Source organism: Streptomyces sp. NPDC088553, from assembly GCF_044752965.1.
In the GTDB taxonomy this organism is placed as follows: domain Bacteria; phylum Actinomycetota; class Actinomycetes; order Streptomycetales; family Streptomycetaceae; genus Streptomyces.
On the sequence record NZ_JBIVMG010000013.1, the window covers coordinates 133,168 to 152,771 of the forward strand.

The window sequence follows — 19,604 nt, forward strand, 5'->3', positions numbered from 1 at the left end:
CGCGGCCGCGGCGACGGGACCCGGGCCGCAGGGCGGCCGCGGCCAGAACGGCCGGCAGGGTGATCACGACCGTGGACATGGTCATCGAGAGTTTGGCCGGAGCGGGACGGGACGGGCCCCCCGTGTAGTGCGACCGCGGCTCCCACCGGAATCCCGTGAGCGCTTGCGCCGGAGCGGCGGCGGCAATGCTCTGCACCTGGGGCGCTGGTGGTGCCCACTCGGGGGCCGGTGCCGAGGGTGCCGCGGGCACCGGAGCGGCGGGTTCCGGAGCGGCTTCCGGTGGCGAGAGCACGGGCGTCCTCGGCGGCGCAGGCTCGGGGAGCGACGGGGCCGGGGACGGTGGTGACGGCCGTGACGGATGAGGCGGTGCCGTGGGCGACGGAGAAGGCGCCGCCGTGGGCCGGGGAGAGGGCGGTGCCGTGGGCGGCGGAGTCGTCGGAGCGCACGTGGGGCGCGGGACTTCCGCTACCTCGTCGCCGTAGCCCATGTCGACCCAGACGTCCGGGGCACACACCACCAGGTGGCCGTGGGCAGGAGAGTGATCCATGATGACGGCCACGTCTCCGTGGTGCGGCAGCGGGCACAGCGCCGCCGCAGCCCCGAGACCGATGTTGATCCAGCCACCCACTCGTCATTCCTCCCGTGACGACCTGACGTCGGACACGCGTTCAGGGCGCGAGAGGGCGGTGCGTCACTGCCCTCGGAGCTGCCACTGCGGGTAACGATCATGAGCCCGGCCAGTCACGGATACGGGAGGTGCCGCCTGCCATCGGGGTGAACGCACCGTGAGGCTGCGGAAGCGCCGCTGGTGCTGCTGCTGGATGTCGAGGACACCGCGGTGACCCGAGAGACGGCAGGGCCGGAAGTCGCCGCGGTCTGCGGGAAGCTCGCCCGGGGTCCGGAAGAAGCCGGCCGGCGGAGTGCCGCAGCCATCTCGGCACGGACGGACGCCACAGCACGTTGACTTCCCCGGCGCTGGCACCGGGTTCCGTGCCAGCCGCTGGCACCGGGTTCCATGCCGCGTTTCACTGGAAGGTGCACGAAGGTGCCGTACCCGCACAGGTGCCGTACCCGCACTCCGGGAGGTTCCGTGAACACGCACACCCCGACCCGTTTCGACCCCACCCGCGTCCCCCACCTGCTGGGCTCTTTCGCGCCGGTGACCGAGGAGGTCGACGCCGCCGAGCTGGAGGTGACGGGCGAGATCCCGGCCGCCCTGGACGGCCTGTACCTGCGCAACGGACCCAATCCCCGCTTCACGCCGATCGGCTCGTTCCTGTACCCCATCGACGGCGACGGAATGCTGCACGGGGTGTGGCTCTCGGAGGGCCGCGCCCGCTACCGCAACCGCTTCGTGCGCACCCCCGCCCTGGAGGCCGAGGAACGGGCCGGGCGGGCCCTGTGGGGCGGCCTTGAGTCGATGATCATGCCGGATGCCGAGCAGGTCGGACCGCAGCTCGCGGGGACCTTCCGGGAGCTGCCCGACATCAATGTCGTACGGCACGGGGGCCGGATGCTGGCCCTCGCCGAGTCGGACTGCCCGTACCGCATCGGCGCCGGGCTGGAGACCCTCGGCCGCGAGGACTTCGAAGGGGCCCTGCCCGCGGGGATCACGGCCCACCCCAAGACCGACCCGGTCACAGGCGAGATGGTGGTCTTCTGCTACGGCCTGGAGCCTCCGTACCTGACCTGGTCGGTCATCGGCCCTGACGGCACCGTCACGAGCGGGCCCACCCCCGTCGACGGTGTGGACGAGCCGATGATGATCCACGACATGGCCCTGACCGGACGCTACGCCGTCCTGGTCCTCGCGCCCGCCTTCTTCGACCTGGACGCGGCCATGGCAGGCGGCTCGTTCCTGGCCTGGCGGCCCGAGCGGGGTACCCGCGTGGTCCTGATCCCCCGCGACGGCGGACCGCCGCGCTGGGCGGCCGACGAGGCATTCTGGCTGTGGCACACCGTGAACGCCTACGACGACGGCCCCGGCGCGGACGACCCGGTGGTCCTGGACTACGTGCAGTGGAGCCGGCTGACCGTCGGCAGCGCACCGGGGACGGCACAGGACCCGGTCAGCGGCGGTCTGGCACGGGCACGCATCGACCCCACGGCAGGCACCATGAGCCGCACCCTGCTGGACGACGCCCGAGTGGAGTTCCCCCGCATCGACGACCGCCTCATCGGCCGGCGCCACCGGCACACCGCACTGGCCACCTCGACCGGCCGGACCGACCTGCTGGCGGGCGAGTACGACGCGGTGCGCTTCCACGACGCGCGGACGGGGACCGCCCTCGTGTGGGACGCCGGGGACCTGTCGGTCGGCGAACCGGTCTTCGCTCCCGAGCCGGGCACCGACTCCGAGGAACACGGCTACTGGCTCACCTTCGCCACCGACCGCACCGACGGATCGAGCTGGTTCCTGGTCATGCCCGCCGAGGACCCCGCCTCCGGGCCGGTGGCACGCGCCCGCATACCCGTCCGGGTCCCACTCGGCCTGCACGGCTGCTGGCTACCCACCGAAGGCGGCCAAGCCACCGAGCACGGTGCGCCGCCCGAGGCCACGTGACGTACAGCCGGGACTGCTGCCCGGCGCGCCTCCGCCGGCTCCCCCGAGGAGCGCACCGCCTGCTCGACCGGACCATGGCCACCGCCCTACGGCCGGGCGGAACGCCCACCCGGTGGCCGGAAGCTGACCGCCTCGACGCCGGAAGCGGTCGGCCCGACGGTGCGGCGACTCCACCGGCGCCGGGCGACGTCGTCCCCGGACTTCATGACGCGGGCGGCCAGCGGCGACAGGACTCAGAGGACCTTCGGAGACTGAGCGGGCGGGTTGCCGGACATAGCACGGCTGCGGCCACGAGACCGGCTGGAGAAGCGCCCGACGACATTCAGCGCGCCCCGCGTGCGAGAGGGGTGCTGCCAGAGGGGCCCAGTCCGCGTGCCGGGCCCAGCCGCGTCCTGGTCAGCGATGGGGATGGAGTCGCGGGCCGCCCGGCGGGCGACGGCCGAGATCGGGCCTCGGCTTCGAGGACCGCGCGTACACGTACGAGGGGCACCGCCGTGCACGACAACCGCAGTTGGTCCACTGCGGACAGACAGACAGACAGGTGTACCGACGGGAACAGCAGGTGATCCGCTACTGCGCCGTCGGCGGGACACCCACCGCCCTCCGCCGCAGGCCGACCGACCACCCACCCGGCCCGCCCAAGGCCCTCCCGCGCGTTCTGACCGCGCGCCAGGAGTCAGGCGGCGTCGGCGTTGTCAGTCCCCGGTGTTAGCGTCGCCACCATGGCGAACCGTTCATACCTCTACTCCGCGGACTCGATACCGAACGAGGCGGAAATCCCCAAGCGGGTCCGATGCATATCCGAGCACAACTGGGACATCCCGCTCGCGCACAAACTCATGGTCGGGCGCGGAACGACGATCGTCCCGTCCATGATCTGGAACCCTCCCATCGGCATCGCCGCGGACTACGCCGACGGCGCGGCCCTGCTCCGCGACCTCCTGCGCGCGGTCGGCAAGGGCCTGGAGGACGACGCAGAGTTCACCGAATGCGTTGCCAGGACCACGGCCCACCTCGAAAAGCAGCAGGCGAAGTACTTCATCCTCGAGACCGGGGAGATCGTCTCGATGTCGGATGACGATCCGGCAGGAAGCGTGCAGCGCCTGGCGTCCCACGACATCCCCGACGCCGTCGCCAAGGCCGAAGCGGCAATCGCCGGCCAGAACGACGACTGGCTCGCCTCACTCCGAGCCGACTGGGAGAGGCACTTCGCGTCCTTCTACAGCGAGGCGCTCTACTACTCCTTCCCCGACTGACGATGCCCCGCGGCACGACGCCAGGCGACTGCGCTCCTGATCCCAAGGACGCTGCCTGGTGGTCGCGCTCGTCGTCCGACGCCCTGTGGGGGAGAAGCTCTCCAGCCACTCCCCCACGGCGCTGGAGCCGCGCCATGGACGCCGACCTGGTCGAGCCGCTCTACGCGGAACCGGTCCGCGGCGTCGACGAAGACCGCCAGCCGTGCGACGGTTGGCGGTGCTCCACCATGTGAGTACGTGGGTCCCCGTCTGTCTCGGCGGCGTAGGGGATCAAGCCGCGCAAGCGGCTTGAACCGGGTCAGGGCGAAGACGAGGGTCCGGCGAGCGTCGCGAGCGGTGGCCTGCCGGCCGCTGCCCGCTGCCCGCTGCCCGCTGCCCGCTGCCCCAGGCTCGTTACCGGACCGCTCGACGCATCGGGAAACGGATGCCGAGCACAGTGAGCTCATCGACATACTCACTCTCCAGCCGGCGCCCGCCGCCAGCAGCACCCGCCGCTCCGCCGGACTCTTCGCCTCCTCCTCCGCCCTCTCAACCACGGCAGCAAGCTCACGGCGGAGGAGGTACGGCGCTACGCACGAGAACTCCCTCAGTCAGAGGACGGGGGGCCGGAGCGCTTGACGGCCCGGCCGACGAGCACGGCGAGCGGGATCACGACGACGAGGTAGACCGCACAGACCACCGCCGCCGTCGTACTGGCGAATGCCAGGAGGACGAGCCCTCCGACGAGGAAAGCCACGGTGAGGATCAAGAGGAACAGGCGCATGTGAGGTTCAACGACCAGAGCAGCTCAGGGAACACAAGCGCGTCCAACGACTTCTTGCCGGGCACGCAGCCGGCCGCGGAGGCGCTGCAGCCAAGCTTCTGCTACCAGCGGGAGTCCCCCCGGAGTTCCTGTCGGCGTCGTTCCACGCATCGCCGAAACCACAGGAGTAGGCAAAGCCCAGTGCTCGCGCATGTTGATGGTTGCGTCGAGGTTGTCCGGGAGCCGGTCGGCTGTGGCCGCTGCCTCGCTGGGCCCGCACCCCCCAACCGACGTCCCACCGAAGGTTGTTGAATCGTCGTCAGATCGAGTACCAGAGCGGGCCGGACTGAGTACAGGCGCTCATGGTGGGGCGCCGGCCTGTTCCTACGCTGGTGGGTGGTTGTCGAGCGGGCCGAACGGCAGGGAGTCCATGAACTCAGGCATGTATTACGCGAGCAGCAGTTCCTGCGCGTCGCAGGACTGGCCGATGCTCTACCTGTCCACCGTGGCCGTGCTGGCCGGGTTCGGTCTGTTGATCAACCTGATCGCCCTCTGGGTGGTTGTCAACGTCGACCAGCTCCCCAAGGCGTGGGCGTTGCCGATGGCCCTGTTGCCTTGGGTGGGCCTGATCGTCGCCTTGGCGGCTTCCGTGGCGCTGGGCCTGGAGGCTGCGAACCAGGGTGAATCCCCGTGGTCGTTCCTGCTTGCGGGAGCCGGGGCGCACCTGGGGGCGCTGGTCGTTGTGGTCGCCTTGATCCGGTCCGCCGCGAGAAGGGCCGGTCGTGACGACACGCCAGAGCGAGGTTCCGCCAAGCCCGACGCGCGAGCCGGCGACACGCGCCGTTCTGGAGCGGAGCCGGTGCGGGGCGATGCAGTAGGTATCACGGCGGAGGAGGCACCGGAGCACGGTGGGAGGCGGCGCGACAGCTCTTCGGAGGCACACCAACGCCCCTCGGCGCCGCCGTACCCGCGGGCCTCTGCCACCGGCCGCGTCGCGCACACCCGCTCCCCGGGCTCGCACGACGAGTGGCAGGCCCGGGTGATCCGTCGGCCGGACGACGTGGGATACGGGATCCTGCTGCAGCAGAAGGCCGAGAAGTACTTTGAACACCACCACCGCCTGATGGACTGGCACGTGCCCGCCGGCTGCCACACGGGCGAGACCGCCACCGCAGGCGACGCCCTCGCGGTACTCGCCCTGGGCGAGACCATCAACCACTCGGTCCTGTCGGACCGCCCCTGGACCCTGCACGACGCCCTGAAGCTGGGAGCCACATGGAACGAGGTGGCAGCCGCACTGGACTGCACCCCGGACGAGGCCCGCGCCGTCCTCCAGGCGTACGCGGAGGTACAGCGGCAACAGTACGAGGAGACCGCGATGACGGGATACAGGCCCTCCGGCTACTCGCCTGAGGAACACCGCTCCGTGCTCGCTCTCCTCAGACGGGCCGACGACCAACGGTCTTCCTAGCCATTCTCGGAGGGCGCTCGGGCTCTCCGACGAGTGCGGCCCGGCCGCACGCTTCGGCGCTCATGCAACGCACCCCACTCCCATGTGTGTGATCGGCCCGGGGCGGGTCTGCGAGAGATCGACTGTCCAGGGGGCAGGCTCGGCAACGCTCGTCAGAAATGGGTGGCGATTCCGAAGACCCGCCGAAGATGCGCCATGTCATGCCGATCGCGGTCCGAGGGCTCGTATCCCTGATGGAAGAAGACCTGCTGCTCAGCGGAGAGACACAGGACACTCTTCCCCTTGACAGTGCCGGTCACGAAACCCGAGGAGGGACAGACGAAGGGGCGCTCCGGTTCGGATGACGCCTGCACCGCCGAGCCGTCGTCGGCGAATACGAGGGGATGCAGGTCGATCTCCCGGCCGTCCGGAGCCGTGACAACGAACCGGATGGGCCTCCAGCTCGTGCTCTCCTCGGAACCCGCCTCGGAGAGAGCCGCCACCACGACGGCTTCCTGGTCATGCCGATGCATCAGGTGCAAGTCACGGTGATGTCGGGCCTGTTCGCCGATGAAAGCGTCAATTCCCCATCCTCCACCGATCCAGACATCAGCCTCTGCCCGTCACAGCAGAGCCAGAACGGACACGCGGAGGCGCCGCCCGGCGTTTCACGGGAGCCGACCAAGGCGGCATCCGGGCCAGGCGCGGTGGCCCGGCCCGATCGACACTCTTTCCCTGCAGGTCTCTTGACGGGACACCTGCAACGCTGGCTTCATGAATCGATGGGAGCGCTCCCATCGATCTGCTCCCGTTCGTGGAAGGCCCCCACCCTTGCCTCCTGTCATCCTCCGCGGCGTGTTACGTCGCGCCACCGTCGCGCTCACCGGTCTCGCCCTGGCCGCCGGCACCCTGGCCACCACCGCCTCCGCGGCGGACACCACCGGCGCGGACAGCGGTGCGGTCCTCGCGGCGCCCGCCGACTTCCCCGTCCGGGTCAACCAGCTCGGCTACCTGCCGGACGGGCCGAAGCGGGCCACCCTGATCAGCTCGGCCACCGCTCCGCTCGCCTGGCAGCTTCGCGACGCGACCGGCGCGCAGGTCTCGTCGGGTACGACCACGGTGAGAGGCGCCGACCAGGCGTCCGGCCAGTCGACGCACCTGGTGGACTTCGGCGGCTACACCGGCACAGGGTCAGGCTTCACCCTGGTCGTCAGTGGACAGACCAGTCACCCGTTCGACATCTCCGCCGCGCTGTACGACGGCCTGCGCACCGACAGCATGTCGTTCTTCTATCAGCAGCGCAGCGGCATCGCGATCGACGCCGGTCTGGTGGGCGGCGAGTACGCCCGCCCCGCCGGCCACCTGGGTGTGGCACCGAACAAGGGCGACACCAGCGTGCCTTGCCAGGCCGGAGTGTGCGACTACCGGCTGGACGTCCGCGGCGGCTGGTACGACGCGGGCGACCAGGGCAAGTACGTGGTCAACGGCGGGATCGCGACCTGGCAGGTGGTCAACTCCTTCGAGCGGGCCCGTCGCTCGGGCGGCGACGCCGCACTCGGCGATGCGACCCTGCGGGTGCCCGAGCGCGGCAACGGAGTGCCGGACGTGCTGGACGAAGCCCGCTGGGAGCTGGAGTTCCTGATGCGGATGCAGGTCCCGGCAGGCAAGCCGTCAGCCGGCATGGCCTTCCACAAGATGCATGACACCGAGTGGACCGGCCTCCCCACACGTCCCGAACTCGACGACAAGCAGCGCGAGTTGCACCGTCCGTCCACGGCCGCCACGCTGAATCTGGCGGCCACGGCCGCCCAGTGCGCCCGGGTATACGCACCCTACGACTCCGCGTTCGCCACCCGCTGTCTGGACGCCGCGCGCCGGGCCTGGACGGCGGCCGAGGCCGACCCGAACGCGCTCGCCCCGGCGACCGACAACGCCGGAGGCGGGGCGTACGAGGACACGGACGTCTCGGACGAGTTCTACTGGGCCGGGGCCGAACTGCTCGCCACCACCGGCGAGACGCGGTACCGGGACGCCGTGACCACCTCTCCGCACCACACGAAGCCCGCGGACGCGTTCTGGTGGGGAGGCACGGGCACCCTCGGGCGGATCACCCTCGCCACCGTCCCCGGGGTGACCCTGCCCGCCGACGACCTGACGCGTGTACGAGGCCTGCTGACCGCCGCCGCCGACGGGCACCTTTCCACCATGGCCGCAGGGGGCTACGCGGTGCCGATCCCCGTCACGGGATACGGGTGGGGATCCAACAGCGCTGTCGCCAACAACGCGATGACCCTCGCCGTCGCCTACGAGATCACCGGTGCACAGCGCTACCGCGCGGGCGCCCTGGAGTCGCTCGACTACCTGCTGGGACGCAACGCCCTGGACCACTCCTACGTCACCGGCTACGGCGAACGCGCCTCCGAGAACCAGCACCACCGCTTCTGGGCCCGTCAGAACGACGCCTCCCTGCCCCACCCGCCGGCCGGCTCCTTCGCCGGCGGGCCGAACGCCGGGCTCGACGACCCGGTGGCGAAGGAGCGTCTGAACGGCTGCGCCCCGGCGGCCTGCTACATCGACGACATCGGTTCGTACTCCACCAACGAGGTGGCGATCAACTGGAACTCCTCGCTGGCGTGGCTGGCGGCGTTCGCCGCGGAGCGGCGCGGCCTTCCGGCGACACCCGCGGTGCAGGTGGCGCCCGCCGCGGTGACCGTGCCTGAAGGCGGCGCCGCCTCCGTGAGCGTACGGCTGTCGGCCGCGCCCGCGCAGAGCGTCACGGTGACGGTGTCCCGCGCCGCGGGCGACCAGGACCTCACCGCGACCACGGGCTCGACGCTCGTCTTCACGCCCGCCGACTGGGCCGCCGCGCAGCAGGTTTCCGTGTCCGCCGCGCAGGACGGCGACACGGTCGCGGGCAGCGCGACGTTCACCGCCGGTGGCACCGGCGTATCGGCGGCGACCTTCACCGCGACGGAGGCCGACGACGACGTCGCGCCGCCCAGGGCGTCCTGCGCGGTGACGTACCGGGTGGAGAACTCGTGGGGCAACGGCTTCACGGCCACAGTGGCCGTGAAGAACACCGGCGCCTCGGCGATCTCCGGCTGGACCCTCGGGTGGGCCTTCACGGGTGACCAGAGGATCAGCAGCGCCTGGAACGCCACGGTGAGTCAGTCGGGCAGCACCGTGACCGCCCGGGACGCCGGGTGGAACGGCACGCTGGCGGCAGGCGCGAGCGCTTCCTTCGGGTTCCAGGCGACGTACGCGGGTGTGAACGCGGCACCCGCACGGTTCGCCTTGAACGGTGCGATCTGCTCCTGAGGCGCTCGATGAGTCCGCCGCCGGCCTCTGCCGGCGGCGGCTCCGGTGCCGGAGATCAGCTGGAGTGAAGCGGCGCTCTTTTCGATCACCGCATCGGGTCGCCGGGCCGCCGGGAGGTCGGGTAGCCCTTCGGTTCAGGCCTCGGGGTCGCGCAGGCCGACGCAGTCGAAGGCCCAGAAAGCCTCGGAGTAGACGAAGGTGCCCGTCATCCACGGCTCGTGAGCGGACAACCGGGCGACCTGAAAAGCGGCTTCAGGAATACGCAGCGACGGCGAGCGAAAGCCCACCGCACCGGCTCCCTCGAAGCCGCGCGTGCCGTAGTAGTGCGGCGAACCCTCCAGGAACACCAAGGGCACACCCTGGCTGTCGGCCGCCTGGAGGGCGTGGGCGATGAGCTGCGTACCGATGCCCCGCCGCTGGAACTCGGGGACCACGCCCAGTGGTGACAGCGACAGGACGTCCACGATCCGGCGCGGGGCGTCCAACCGCGTCGCACTCAGCAGGACATGCCCGACGACCTGGTCATCGACGACGGCCACGAAGGACATCGGCGCCCATGCGGCCTCCGCGACGCGAAGTGCCTCCACGAGCCCGGGAACCCGATCGCTGTCACCGAACGCGCGCGTATGAACCTCGCGCACATCTCGGTGATCGTCAGCGGTCTCTCGCCGGATCACGAGTCCGGCACCACCGGGATCGTTCCGGGAGTCTTCGAGTACACCGGGAGACGTCATGGCCGCGAGGGTAGATCGCGGGGCGGCTCACGCGCGACTCAATTGCCCACGGGGCAGGCCTCGTCACGTCACCGGAGAGCGCGTCGGCCTGGACGCTACGCACCCGGCGCCCGGTACTGGACCCGTTCGGCCTTGCGCAGCGCATCCATGGTCTCGTCGACGGTCAGGAGGACTGTCGTCTCGAACGAGCTGAGCGCGCCACCGCCGCTGATCGCCAGCGCGACCGCGGCCATGGACACGTTGTCAGGGGCCTCCCACAGGTTGTAGCCGTCGTGCGTGCCGAAGGCGTACCAGAAGCCGTGGAGCTTCCCGCCGACGGACTCGATGTACGCCTGAGCGGCCTTCGCGCGGTCCTCGGGGTGGCCGGTCAGCCTCGCCCAGGTCTCCGGTGTGTAGCTGAACCTCGAAAGATAGAGCGGCATCACGTTTCCCTTTCGTTCCACCAAGGGATGCCCGGCGCGGCGGGAAACGCCCCGGATGCGGCCCGTGTGTCCCCTGAACGGCCGGGGACGACGACCGTGACGGCCACACCAGGCGGCTTGGTGGCGCTGCTCTTCACCCGGTAGGAGGTACGGGGCGCCGAGCAGCGCCGGCTCACCGCCCGGTTCACAGGCACCGGGCACCGGTCAGCCGCGTCTCGCGTCGAGCTCCTTCGGACCGTAGAGGGCCGCGGCTTCGCCTGCCGTCAAGGCCGCGTAACGGTCCCCGAAGGACCAGTGCCACCACTCCGTGGGATAGTTCACCAGCCCCGCGGCCGTGAGCACCGTGCACAGCAGCTTCCGGTGCGCGCGGGCCTCGTCGGTGATGTTCGTGGCGTGGGTGTAGCAGGCGCCCGCGCTCTCCTCCGGGTCCGCGTTCATGCGCGTGCCGAGGTCCAGCTCGTACCCGTCGGCATCGGCGAGGGTGAGGTCGACCGCCGCGCCGGCGCTGTGCGGCGCGATGTCGGGGGGTGACACGTATCTGCTCGCCGCCGAGTGGATCTGATGGGAGGACCACCCGGGGTTGTCGGCTCGCAGCCGGCCGGCGTACTCCTCGAAGTACTCCTGCTGGAGAGAAGGGGGCCGGTAGCCCTCGACGAACAGCAGCCGCATGCCCGCCGGAAGTAGCGTCTGCGCCGTGAGCAGCCGCTCCAGCACACCTTCCCGCAGGTGGGCGAAGGCGTCCGCCGGGTCCTGCTTGCGGGTGTCGACGAGCAGCCGGCCGCCGATGCGGACGTCCACGAGACGTTCCCCCGACTCGATCACAGGTACGGCGGCGACCCTCGGATCCGACATCAGCACGATCTCGTTCACGGCGCTGCCCTTCATCCGGCCCGCGTGGCCGGGGGACGCACGCCGAACCACTGGTCGGCGCCGTACTCCTCGAACCGCTCGACCTCGGTGAAGCCCAGCTTCGCCGCGAGGCGCATGGCGCGGTCGTTGGCGCTCTGGGTGGAGAGCACCACGGGTTCGCCGGGACGCGCGCCGGTGAACCAGTCGAGTGCCGCCGCGCACGCCTCGAAGGCATAACCGCGTCCCCATGCCGCCCGCAGGAACAGGTAACCGAGCTCGGCCTCACCGGCCTCGGGGCGGACATGCCCCGGGCGCTCGGTACCGCGGGGGTCGAAGGTGATCACGCCGATCATCGTTCCGTCGAGTTCGACCACGAAACAGCCGGGACGTCGGCCAGGTACGTCGGGCATCGCGCGCTCGAGTTCTTCGCGGGGCTGGGCGCCACCGATGTAGGTGCCCACATCCGGTGAGGCGAACAGCTCGACGAACGCCGCCCGGTCCCGTGGCTCGGACTCGCGGAGCACCAGCCGTTCGGTCGCTATCGGGGCGGGTGGCCAGGCGAAGGTTCCAGGTTCGATCATGGCCCGGAACCCTAGCGCACGCCCCGTCAGAACGATCGGCGAAGAAGCCCGGATCCGCCGTGGTGATCAGGCCGTGGTGATCTTTTTCCAGCAGTCTGCAACCGGGACCACCGCGGCGCGCGTGTCGATGATCTGAGAAGTGCGAAGCGGGAAGCCGTTGTCCGTACGGCCGTCACGAGGGTGCGAACCGCCCGGCCGAGAGAATCTGGAGCCGTTCCATGTCGGATGAGATCGCCCTGCGTCCCGTCACCGCCGAGGATCTCGACCTGTACGAGAGGGAGTTCATCGGGCAGGACGGCTACGGCGTCCATCCGTGGAGCGGGCTCCGGTCGGCAGCCGGCCCGCGTCGTCGATTCGACGGGACGGCGAAGTGAGCGTGCTGCGGCGAACGGACGGAGGGCGGCACGGCGTGGACCACGACCTGGTGCTCGAAGCCTTCCGGCAGGAATGCGGAGCCCTCAGCGGCGCCGTGGCCGGACTCTCCGAGGCTGCGTGGAACCTCCCGACACGCTGCACACCGTGGACCGTACGCGACCTGCTCGGGCACGTTGCCGTGGTGATCGACTGGCTCCCGGCCATGCTGGACGCTCCGGCACCCGACGAAGCGGAGACCTCCGCGGTGGAGTACTACCGTCCGGACGACCGCTTCTCAGCCCGGACCAATGCCATGCGGATCGCCTTGGCCCAGGACCGGGCGGCGGGACCCGTCGACGGCGCCGCCTTCGCCGAGGACTTCGCCGCGACGTGGCGGCGATGCGACAGGCTGTGCCGGACCCAAGCACACGCTCGGACTGTCCGGACACGCCATGGCGACGCCATGCTCCTGTCGGAGTTCCTCCTCACCCGTGTCGTGGAGGTCGCCGTCCACGGCCTCGACCTGGCCGACGCACTCGGACGCGAAGCCTGGCTCACCCCGGCGGCCGGTGACGCCGTGACGGAGCTGCTCCTCGGCCCGGAGCACGCCGCGGCGGCCGACAGGCTGGGGTGGAGCCGTCCTCATTTCCTGCGCAGGGCCACGGGCCGCGAGCCGTTGAACGAAGCGGAGGCCGCACAGATCGAACAGCTCGGCGTCCGCTGGATCGCCCTGGGCTGACCTCGCACCTGCCCGTACCCCGCGCAACCGGCGATCGCTCGGCCTGCGAGTCCCGTATCCGCCACGTCCAGCGGATCATCCGGTTCGGATGACGAGCAGGGGGTGGGCGGGCCGCCCGGCTTCGTGCGTGCCGGGCGACCCACCAGGTGTTACTTGACGTTGATCGCCGTCCAGGCCTTGGCGACCGCGGTGTACTCGGCGCTGCCCGCGCCGTAGAGGTCGGTGGCCGCGGACAGGGTCGCCGTGCGCGCGCCGGCGTAGTTGGTGGAGGAGGTCATGTAGGTGGCGAGGGCCTTGTACCAGATCTTGTAGGCCTTGGTGCGGCCGATGCCCGTGAGGGTGGAGCCGTCGCTGGTGGGGGAGTTGTAGGAGACGCCGTTGATCGTCTTGGCGCCGCTGCCCTCGGACAGCAGGAAGAAGAAGTGGTTGGCCGGGCCCGAGGAGTAGTGGACGTCGAGGCGGCCGACGCTGCTGGACCAGTAGTCGGCGGAGTTGCCGTCGCGGCTCGGCTTGTCCATGTAGCGGAGCGGGGTGCCGTTGCCGCGGATGTCGATCTTCTCGCCGATGAGGTAGTCGCCGGCGTCCGTGGTGTTGGCCGCGTAGAACTCGACCGAGGTGCCGAGGATGTCGGAGGTGGCCTCGTTGAGGCCGCCCGACTCCTTGCTGTAGCGCAGGCCGGCGGTGGAGGCGGTCAGGCCGTGGGACATCTCGTGGCCGGCGACGTCGAGGGAGGTCAGCGGCTTGAGGTTGCCGGCTCCGTCGCCGTACGTCATGCAGAAGCAGGAGTCCGACCAGAAGGCGTTGACGTACGCGTTGCCGTAGTGGACGCGGGAGTAGGCGGCGACACCGTCACCGCGGATGCCGTTGCGGCCGAGCTCGTTCTTGTAGAAGTCCCAGGTGACGGCCGCGCCGTAGTGGGCGTCCGCGGCGGCGGTCTCCCGGTTCGTCGCGAGGCCGTTGCCCCAGGTGTCCGTGCCGTTGGTGAACAGGGACCCGGTGCCGTTGGTGCCACCGTTCAGGTCGTACGTCTTGTGGCCGCCGCGCGCGGTGTCCGTCAGGGTGTACGAGGGCGCCGTGCCGAGTGTGACCTGGCCGCTGTACTGGGTGTTGCCGGTGCCCGTCTCGATCGCTTCGTAGGAGTACAGCTCCTTGCCCGAGGTCGCGTCGGTGATGACGTGACGTTCGCTCGGGGTGCCGTCGGCCTGGACGCCCGTGACGGTCGTCTCCCAGGCGAGCGTCGGCTTGCCGGTGGCCGCCCAGATCACCTTGCGGGACGAGGCGGGGGCGGCGGACCGCGCGTCGGAGGAGGCCGCGGCGGCCTTGCCCGCGGTGGTGGCCGTGACCGACGGGGCCGTGCTCGCCACGGCTATACGGGCGTTGGTCGCCTTGGTGGTGGCGCGGGTGCCGTTCTTCTTCTGGTGCACGACGAGGTCGCCGCCGAGGACGGGGAGACCCTCGTAGGTGCGCTCGTACCGCGTGTGCACCGTGCCGTCGGCGTCCTTGACGACATCCCGGACGAGGAGCTTCTCCTGGCCGGAGAGGCCGATGGCCCTGGCCGTGGCGGCGGCTCCTGCCTGGGCCTCCTGGACGGCGGCGGCACGCTGGGTGCCGGAGAGCACGAGCGCGGTCGCGCCGGCTTCGCGCTGGACATCGGCGCTGGCGGATCCGGTCTGGACTCCGACGACGACCATGGCGGCCGATGCGATCAGGGCGGCGGCGGTGGCGGTGCGGCGGTGCGAGGACTGCTGGCGGGTCACGCGGGCTCCTTCGCTGAAAAGCGTGGGGATCGTGGGGGGTGTGGTGCGGCTGCGAGCGTGCCAGCGAAAGAGCCCGTTTGACAGGTATGCAACAAGGATTTGACCATCTGTTGTCCGAAGGACAGAGAACCGTGTCCGCTATGCGGCCAGTTGACCGCTCCGTCGGCCCGATCCTCCTCGGGAGCCGGCCCGTTCCTCCCGGCAGGGGCAGGGGCAGGGGCAGGGGCAGGGACGGGGGCCGCAGGTCGCGACGGAAGCGCCTCGCCCCCGTCCCGCTGGCTGCGGGACGGGGGCGAGGGATCGTACGGACACCGTGCGATGGGTGTCAGAGCTGCTTCTCGAAGAACGTCACCCGGTCGAAGCTCCAGTTGCCCGGGGCGGCGTACCAGCTGTCCATGGGAGCGTCGAGCTTGTTGGAGGCGTTCGCCAGCCAGGTGAACGTGCGTACGGCCCCCGTGTTCGGTGCGACGTCGTACCCGTACAGGCCGGCGAACTCGTCCTTCCCGTCACCGTTGTAGTCGCCGGTGACGAGCTTGATGTTCCCGCGGAACATGAAGTCCTTGGCGCCGGTCCACGCCGGGTATGCGTTCGCCAGACCACCGGCCACCGTGCTCGTCCAGATGTGGATGCCGTCGGTGCCGTCCGCGTAGTCGTACCAGGCGGCCACGTCGTCGCGTCCGTCACCGTTGAAGTCGCCCGCGTGGATCGTGGTGCGGTTCCAGTCTCCCCAGGTGGTGGCACTCCACTTGTCGGCGGGGACGAAGGTGCTGTTCACCGTGGCCGAGAAGATGCGGATCTTCTCGCTTCCGTCCGGCAGGTGGTAGAAGGTCGCGAGGTCGTCGCGTCCGTCGCCGTTGAAGTCACCGCTGACGGTCTTCGCGCGGGACTGCTCCCAGCCGGTGAGGCCGCGCCAGTACTGCACCGGGTGGTTGAACGTGCCGGTGACCGTGGTGGTGAACGTGAAGAGGGTGTCGGTGGTGTCCGAGTAGTCGTACCAGACCGCGAGGTCGTCGCGCCCGTCGCCGTTGAAGTCGCCGCTGTACGGGGTCATGTTCTCGAAGTACCAGTGGCCGGGATCGGCGGTCCAGGACCTCGTCGCGCTGCCGAACGTGCCGTCGCCCTTGCCCAGCCAGGTGAACAGCGAGACGCGCCCGTCGCTGTAACCGTAGATGCTGGCGAGATCGCCCACGCCGTCACCGTTGAAGTCACCGGTGACGCGCTTCATGTGCTCCGAGTAGAACTCGCCGGCGGGGACGGACCAACCCGCACGGGGCGACGTCTCGAACTTGCCGTTGGAGGCCGGGGTGAAGACGTGCACCGAGTCGTGGCCGTCGTAGTAGTCGTACCAGTTGGCCATGTCGCTGCGGCCGTCGCGGTTGTGGTCGTGGCGGACGGAGGTGCCGCTGGACCAGAGGGCCTGGCTCTTGTCGTTGTAGACGACGAGGTCGCCGGAGTCCTTGAGGACGGCGAAGCCTTCCCCGAGGTTGACGGCGCCCGTGGTCCACGGGCAGCTGTTGTCGGCGTCGCAGACGGAGAGGTTGCCGTTGTTCTCGACGCGGGCGAAGGAACCGGGCGTTCCTGCTGCGCTGCTCCAGACCTTGGCGCCGGCCTTGTTCGCGATGGACAGTTTGCCGTCGAGTCCCATGGTCAGGGTCGAGGACTGGGCCGTGACGGAGTGACCAGAGGCGATCACGGTCTTGGGCGCCAGGCGCATGCCGCCGGTGATGCCGTCGATGACGTACGGGGCGTCGAACCCGGTGAGGTTGGTCGGCGTGCCCTTGCCGCGCCAGCCGACCATGGTGTTGTCGGCCTTGCGGGCCCACAGGTCCATGATCCCGTCACCGTCGACGATTCCGTCGCCGGAGCCGTCGCCGTCGAGGTCGCCGGAGACGCCGAGCTGGGGGTACAGGGCCTTCGTCAGACCGCTGCCGACCTTGACTCGGTTCCTTCCCCACGTGGCGAGGTTCATCCTCCCCGGGTTGGCGGGGTCGGGAGTGGCGTACGAGCGGAGGAGGTCGCCGGTGGCGTCGTCGCGCAGCAGCAGATCCGGCAGGTCGTCCCCGTTGATGTCGCCCGTGGAGACGATCGTGTACTTGTTCCACTGCGATTCGGGGCCGCCGACGAGGGCGAGGCCACCGCTCCTGCCGAAGCCGATCGTGGCGGCGCGGGTGCCGCGGTAGAACCACAGCTTGTCGGCCGTCTTGACGAGGACGTCGGGCTCCGCCTCAGGGTCCGCGTCGAAGTCGCCGCCGATGACCTGGTCGGCCGCGGACCAGTAGTTGGGGGTCGACGATGTCGTCCGGAGGGTCAGGGGGCCCTCCTCGGCGTTGACGAGCCCGGAGCCGTTGTTCTTGTAGACCTGGAGGTCCTTGGCTCCGTTCTGGTTCGGGTTGGGCACGAGGGCGAGGAGGTCGTTGAAGCCGTCTCCCTGCCAGTCGCCGACCGCGGAGACCTGCTGACCCGGGAAGGTCGCCGCTCCGGAGGCGGCGTTCATGGTGGAGAACGCTCGGTCGCCGTGGCCGGTGTAGGCGATCAGGGTTCCGTTGCCGTCGGGGCTCCAGATGTCCTTGAAGCGGTCTCCGTTGACGTCGTTGGACTCGTCCCGCTCCTGGTCCTTGTTGGCGTAGTAAAGGTAGGTCGCGGTGTCGGAGCGATTGCCGGCCGCGTCCACGCTGTATGCGTAGATCATGTGGGGGCCGTAGGACGGGATCGACACCAGGCCCGCGTAGACGCCGCCGGCTGGCGACACCTCCTTGACGTCCGGGTCGGAGTCGGTCCACCAGTAGATCTTCTTGACGTCCGACTCGACCGGCTGGAAGGTGAAGGTCGCCTTCTGGCGGGCCGGCCCCGTCGGCGTCGGCCATCCCGCGTCACCCGAGGGGAAGACGGGCTTGCCGTCGGCACCCACGGGCGAAACGATCTTGGGCGGGGTGCCCGGTCGCTGACGGTCCAACTTGAAGGCGCAGGGAGCGTTCTTCCAGGCCGACTCCGCCTTGTCGGAGTCGACGGCACGCACGCGCCAGGAGTACGTGATACCGGTGCCCCCGACGGTCAGCGCCACCGGCACGGACAGTGTGGCGACTCGGCCGTTGAGTGCGGGGACGGTCTTGGTGAACACGCGAGTGCTGCTGCCGGCCTTGTTCTCGTAGAGCTCGAACTCGGCACTGAGGTTGCCGTAGTCGGCATCCTTGATCGTGGCGTACAGGCCGACCGTCGCGTTGCCGAGGGTCGCGCCGCTCGCGCACGGGGTGGCCGGGCTGGTGCCGAGCTTCTCCGGAAGCTCCGGGGGCGTGTTGTAGACGGTTTCGAGGACGACGGTCTTGGGGTCGAACTTCTTCCAGCCGAAGGTGTCGTTCTCGTCGGCGTACAGACCGAAGGAGATGCTCTCCGCGCCCTCGGACGCCTTGGTCCTGACCCAGCTGGTGGCGTCGAACTCGAGGTTGCCGGCGGGGCAGGACGAGGAGGAGCCCGAGGGAGGCACCCAGCCCTTGGCGTCGTTCACCGTGTCGAGAGGAGAGGTCGTCAGCTTGCCCGGCTGGTTGGTCCAGTTGGTCTTGGAGTTGATCGCGCCGGTCGGGTACAGGTGCACCTCACGGGCCTGGCAGGACCAGGACCACGTGTTCTTCACCCGGAAGGTCGCGGACTTGACCTCGGTGTTCTTGAGGTGCGAGACGTCGAGTTGGAAGAAGGACCGTGAGACGCGGTCGGAGCCGCCGGTCTGGGCCTCGTAGCCCACGCGGACGGGATCCTTGGAGTTCCAGAACGACTGTCCCGGGTACGCCTTGTAGACGCGGGTCCAGTTCCACTTCTGGCGGTCGCCGAAGCCCCAGCTGGGGTCGATGTAGACCGGGTAGGTCGTCTCGGCGCCGGTCAGGAGCTCCTGGTCCGGAGTGATGGTGAGCGTGTCCGACGTCAGCTCGGTGGGCATCACGGCGTCCTGCGCGCCCAGCCCCGGGTCGAAGGCGCTACCGTCGTCCGACGCCCCGGCGGTTGCCGTGGCTTCGGTCGTCATCGCCATCGCGCCGCGCAGGGTGGTCGCCGCGGCCTGCTGGCTGGTCGTCGTGGTGGAGTCCCACATCATCGGGGCGGAGCTGGAGAAGACGATCTGGCCGGCCGGGTCCTTGGCCGTCAGGCTCCCGGTCTCGGCGTCCTTCTCGACCGTCAGACCGTCTGCGGCGATACCGAACTGCAGCCGGGCGAGCTCTGCGTTCTGCGCGGCCTGTGGTGTCTTGACGACGAAGACCTGGGAGAAGCCTTCGACCTCCGCCTTCAGCTGGAGGTCGACGCCCGGCAGTACCTCGGCGTATGTGGCGACGTTGCCGTCCAGAGTGGGCTTCGGCAGCGCGTTCGGCCAGGTCAGTGTCAGCGTGCGGCCGTTCATGGCGCCCTGGATCAGGGGTGCGGTCCCGCCGCCGGAGAACTTCGTGGCGATGTCGGTGGCCTTCGTGACCACGGACCCGTCCGGGGCGAACTCCAGGGTCGGGTCGGCGGCGACCCATTCCCCCTCACGCCACAACCGTACGGGCGTGCCGTGTTCGGTGACCTTGAACGAACCCTCGGGCTGTGCCCAGGTCTCGGAGCTCTCGGTCCGCCGGGAGACGACCTCGAAGGGCTGTCCCGTCGTGGCGGCCTGCTGCAGCGCGTAGTCCTCCTCGCTCAGCGAGCCGTCGGCCACGGGGTCGTTCACGACCGGCGCGCTCGCGGCCGCCGCGGGGGGCGCCTGCGGGGCGAGGGCCCCTGCGGGCACCGCCGCCATGACGGACGTCATCATGGCGCCGGCCAGGACGCCCGGTATCAGCGCAGCCCCCCTGCCACGTCTGAAGCCTTTATTTCTTGGCA

General features: G+C 70.1%; 13 protein-coding genes and 1 pseudogene. 6 read left to right on the plus strand and 8 right to left on the minus strand.

The features are described 5' to 3' along the window. Positions 1-1,090: 1,090 nt before the first annotated feature. Positions 1,091-2,563, plus strand: a complete 1,473-nt coding sequence (locus ACIP8Z_RS33895) for a carotenoid oxygenase family protein (RefSeq protein ID WP_402090254.1) — start codon at positions 1,091-1,093, stop codon at positions 2,561-2,563. A gap of 722 nt (positions 2,564-3,285) precedes the next feature. Beyond that, positions 3,286-3,819 (plus strand): hypothetical protein, encoded by a 534-nt coding sequence (locus ACIP8Z_RS33900; protein ID WP_402090256.1) that lies wholly within the window; start codon positions 3,286-3,288, stop codon positions 3,817-3,819. A gap of 586 nt (positions 3,820-4,405) precedes the next feature. Here the strand turns inward: ACIP8Z_RS33900 and ACIP8Z_RS33905 are convergent. Continuing rightward, on the minus strand, positions 4,406-4,582 hold the full coding sequence (locus ACIP8Z_RS33905) for a hypothetical protein (protein ID WP_402090258.1): 177 nt from the start codon (positions 4,580-4,582) through the stop codon (positions 4,406-4,408). Between the two features lie 409 nt (positions 4,583-4,991). On the opposite strand from ACIP8Z_RS33905, the gene ACIP8Z_RS33910 reads away from it, so the two are divergent. Beyond that, the gene (locus tag ACIP8Z_RS33910) at positions 4,992-6,032 is read left to right on the plus strand and encodes a hypothetical protein (protein WP_402090260.1); all 1,041 of its coding nucleotides are present in this window, start codon (positions 4,992-4,994) and stop codon (positions 6,030-6,032) included. A gap of 152 nt (positions 6,033-6,184) precedes the next feature. Here the strand turns inward: ACIP8Z_RS33910 and ACIP8Z_RS33915 are convergent. Then, positions 6,185-6,634: pseudogene (locus ACIP8Z_RS33915) on the minus strand (nucleotidyltransferase domain-containing protein); the annotation flags it as partial. A gap of 232 nt (positions 6,635-6,866) precedes the next feature. Between ACIP8Z_RS33915 and ACIP8Z_RS33920 the strand changes: the two are divergent. Then, the gene (locus ACIP8Z_RS33920; protein ID WP_402090262.1) at positions 6,867-9,329 is read left to right on the plus strand and encodes a glycoside hydrolase family 9 protein; all 2,463 of its coding nucleotides are present in this window, start codon (positions 6,867-6,869) and stop codon (positions 9,327-9,329) included. 134 nt (positions 9,330-9,463) lie between these two features. Here the strand turns inward: ACIP8Z_RS33920 and ACIP8Z_RS33925 are convergent, their stop codons facing one another. The 4 genes from ACIP8Z_RS33925 to ACIP8Z_RS33940 all read right to left on the minus strand — a co-directional run bounded on the left by ACIP8Z_RS33925 (position 9,464) and on the right by ACIP8Z_RS33940 (position 11,915). Continuing rightward, positions 9,464-10,006 (minus strand): GNAT family N-acetyltransferase, encoded by a 543-nt coding sequence (locus tag ACIP8Z_RS33925; RefSeq protein ID WP_030318904.1) that lies wholly within the window; start codon positions 10,004-10,006, stop codon positions 9,464-9,466. A gap of 152 nt (positions 10,007-10,158) precedes the next feature. After that, positions 10,159-10,485, minus strand: a complete 327-nt coding sequence (locus tag ACIP8Z_RS33930) for a GYD domain-containing protein (RefSeq protein WP_030318902.1) — start codon at positions 10,483-10,485, stop codon at positions 10,159-10,161. A 204-nt stretch (positions 10,486-10,689) separates the two neighbouring features. Next, positions 10,690-11,355, minus strand: coding sequence for a M15 family metallopeptidase (locus ACIP8Z_RS33935; RefSeq protein WP_402090264.1), 666 nt, complete (start codon positions 11,353-11,355; stop codon positions 10,690-10,692). Positions 11,356-11,366: 11 nt separating this feature from the next. Then, entirely contained in the window at positions 11,367-11,915 is a 549-nt protein-coding gene (locus ACIP8Z_RS33940; RefSeq protein ID WP_402090266.1) for a GNAT family N-acetyltransferase, read from the minus strand. A gap of 218 nt (positions 11,916-12,133) precedes the next feature. Here ACIP8Z_RS33940 and ACIP8Z_RS33945 point away from each other — a divergent pair, with 218 nt between their 5' ends. Further along, complete coding sequence (locus tag ACIP8Z_RS33945) at positions 12,134-12,289, plus strand: hypothetical protein (protein ID WP_402090268.1); 156 nt, start codon at positions 12,134-12,136, stop codon at positions 12,287-12,289. Positions 12,290-12,324: 35 nt separating this feature from the next. After that, positions 12,325-13,008, plus strand: a complete 684-nt coding sequence (locus ACIP8Z_RS33950) for a maleylpyruvate isomerase N-terminal domain-containing protein (protein ID WP_402090270.1) — start codon at positions 12,325-12,327, stop codon at positions 13,006-13,008. Positions 13,009-13,157: 149 nt separating this feature from the next. Here the strand turns inward: ACIP8Z_RS33950 and ACIP8Z_RS33955 are convergent, their stop codons facing one another. Together ACIP8Z_RS33955 and ACIP8Z_RS33960 are read right to left on the minus strand one after the other, a co-directional pair. After that, positions 13,158-14,699: a M4 family metallopeptidase gene (locus ACIP8Z_RS33955; RefSeq protein WP_078944737.1), complete on the minus strand. Its 1,542-nt coding sequence runs from the start codon at positions 14,697-14,699 to the stop codon at positions 13,158-13,160. 391 nt (positions 14,700-15,090) lie between these two features. Further along, positions 15,091-19,521 carry an FG-GAP-like repeat-containing protein gene (locus tag ACIP8Z_RS33960; protein WP_402090272.1) on the minus strand — a complete coding sequence of 1,477 codons (4,431 nt, stop codon included), beginning with the start codon at positions 19,519-19,521 and terminating at the stop codon, positions 15,091-15,093. Between the last annotated feature and the right edge of the window lie 83 nt (positions 19,522-19,604).

What these genes read in the sequence shown, in the direction of transcription:
- ACIP8Z_RS33900 (WP_402090256.1), top strand. Translation starts at nt 3,286, where the DNA reads ATGGCGAACCGTTCATACCTCTACTCCGCGGACTCGATACCGAACGAG.
- ACIP8Z_RS33905 (WP_402090258.1), bottom strand. Translation starts at nt 4,582, where the DNA reads ATGCGCCTGTTCCTCTTGATCCTCACCGTGGCTTTCCTCGTCGGAGGG.
- ACIP8Z_RS33910 (WP_402090260.1), top strand. Translation starts at nt 4,992, where the DNA reads ATGAACTCAGGCATGTATTACGCGAGCAGCAGTTCCTGCGCGTCGCAG.
- ACIP8Z_RS33930 (WP_030318902.1), bottom strand. Translation starts at nt 10,485, where the DNA reads ATGCCGCTCTATCTTTCGAGGTTCAGCTACACACCGGAGACCTGGGCG.
- ACIP8Z_RS33940 (WP_402090266.1), bottom strand. Translation starts at nt 11,915, where the DNA reads ATGATCGAACCTGGAACCTTCGCCTGGCCACCCGCCCCGATAGCGACC.
- ACIP8Z_RS33945 (WP_402090268.1), top strand. Translation starts at nt 12,134, where the DNA reads ATGTCGGATGAGATCGCCCTGCGTCCCGTCACCGCCGAGGATCTCGAC.
- ACIP8Z_RS33955 (WP_078944737.1), bottom strand. Translation starts at nt 14,699, where the DNA reads ATGGTCGTCGTCGGAGTCCAGACCGGATCCGCCAGCGCCGATGTCCAG.
- ACIP8Z_RS33960 (WP_402090272.1), bottom strand. Translation starts at nt 19,521, where the DNA reads ATGGCGGCGGTGCCCGCAGGGGCCCTCGCCCCGCAGGCGCCCCCCGCG.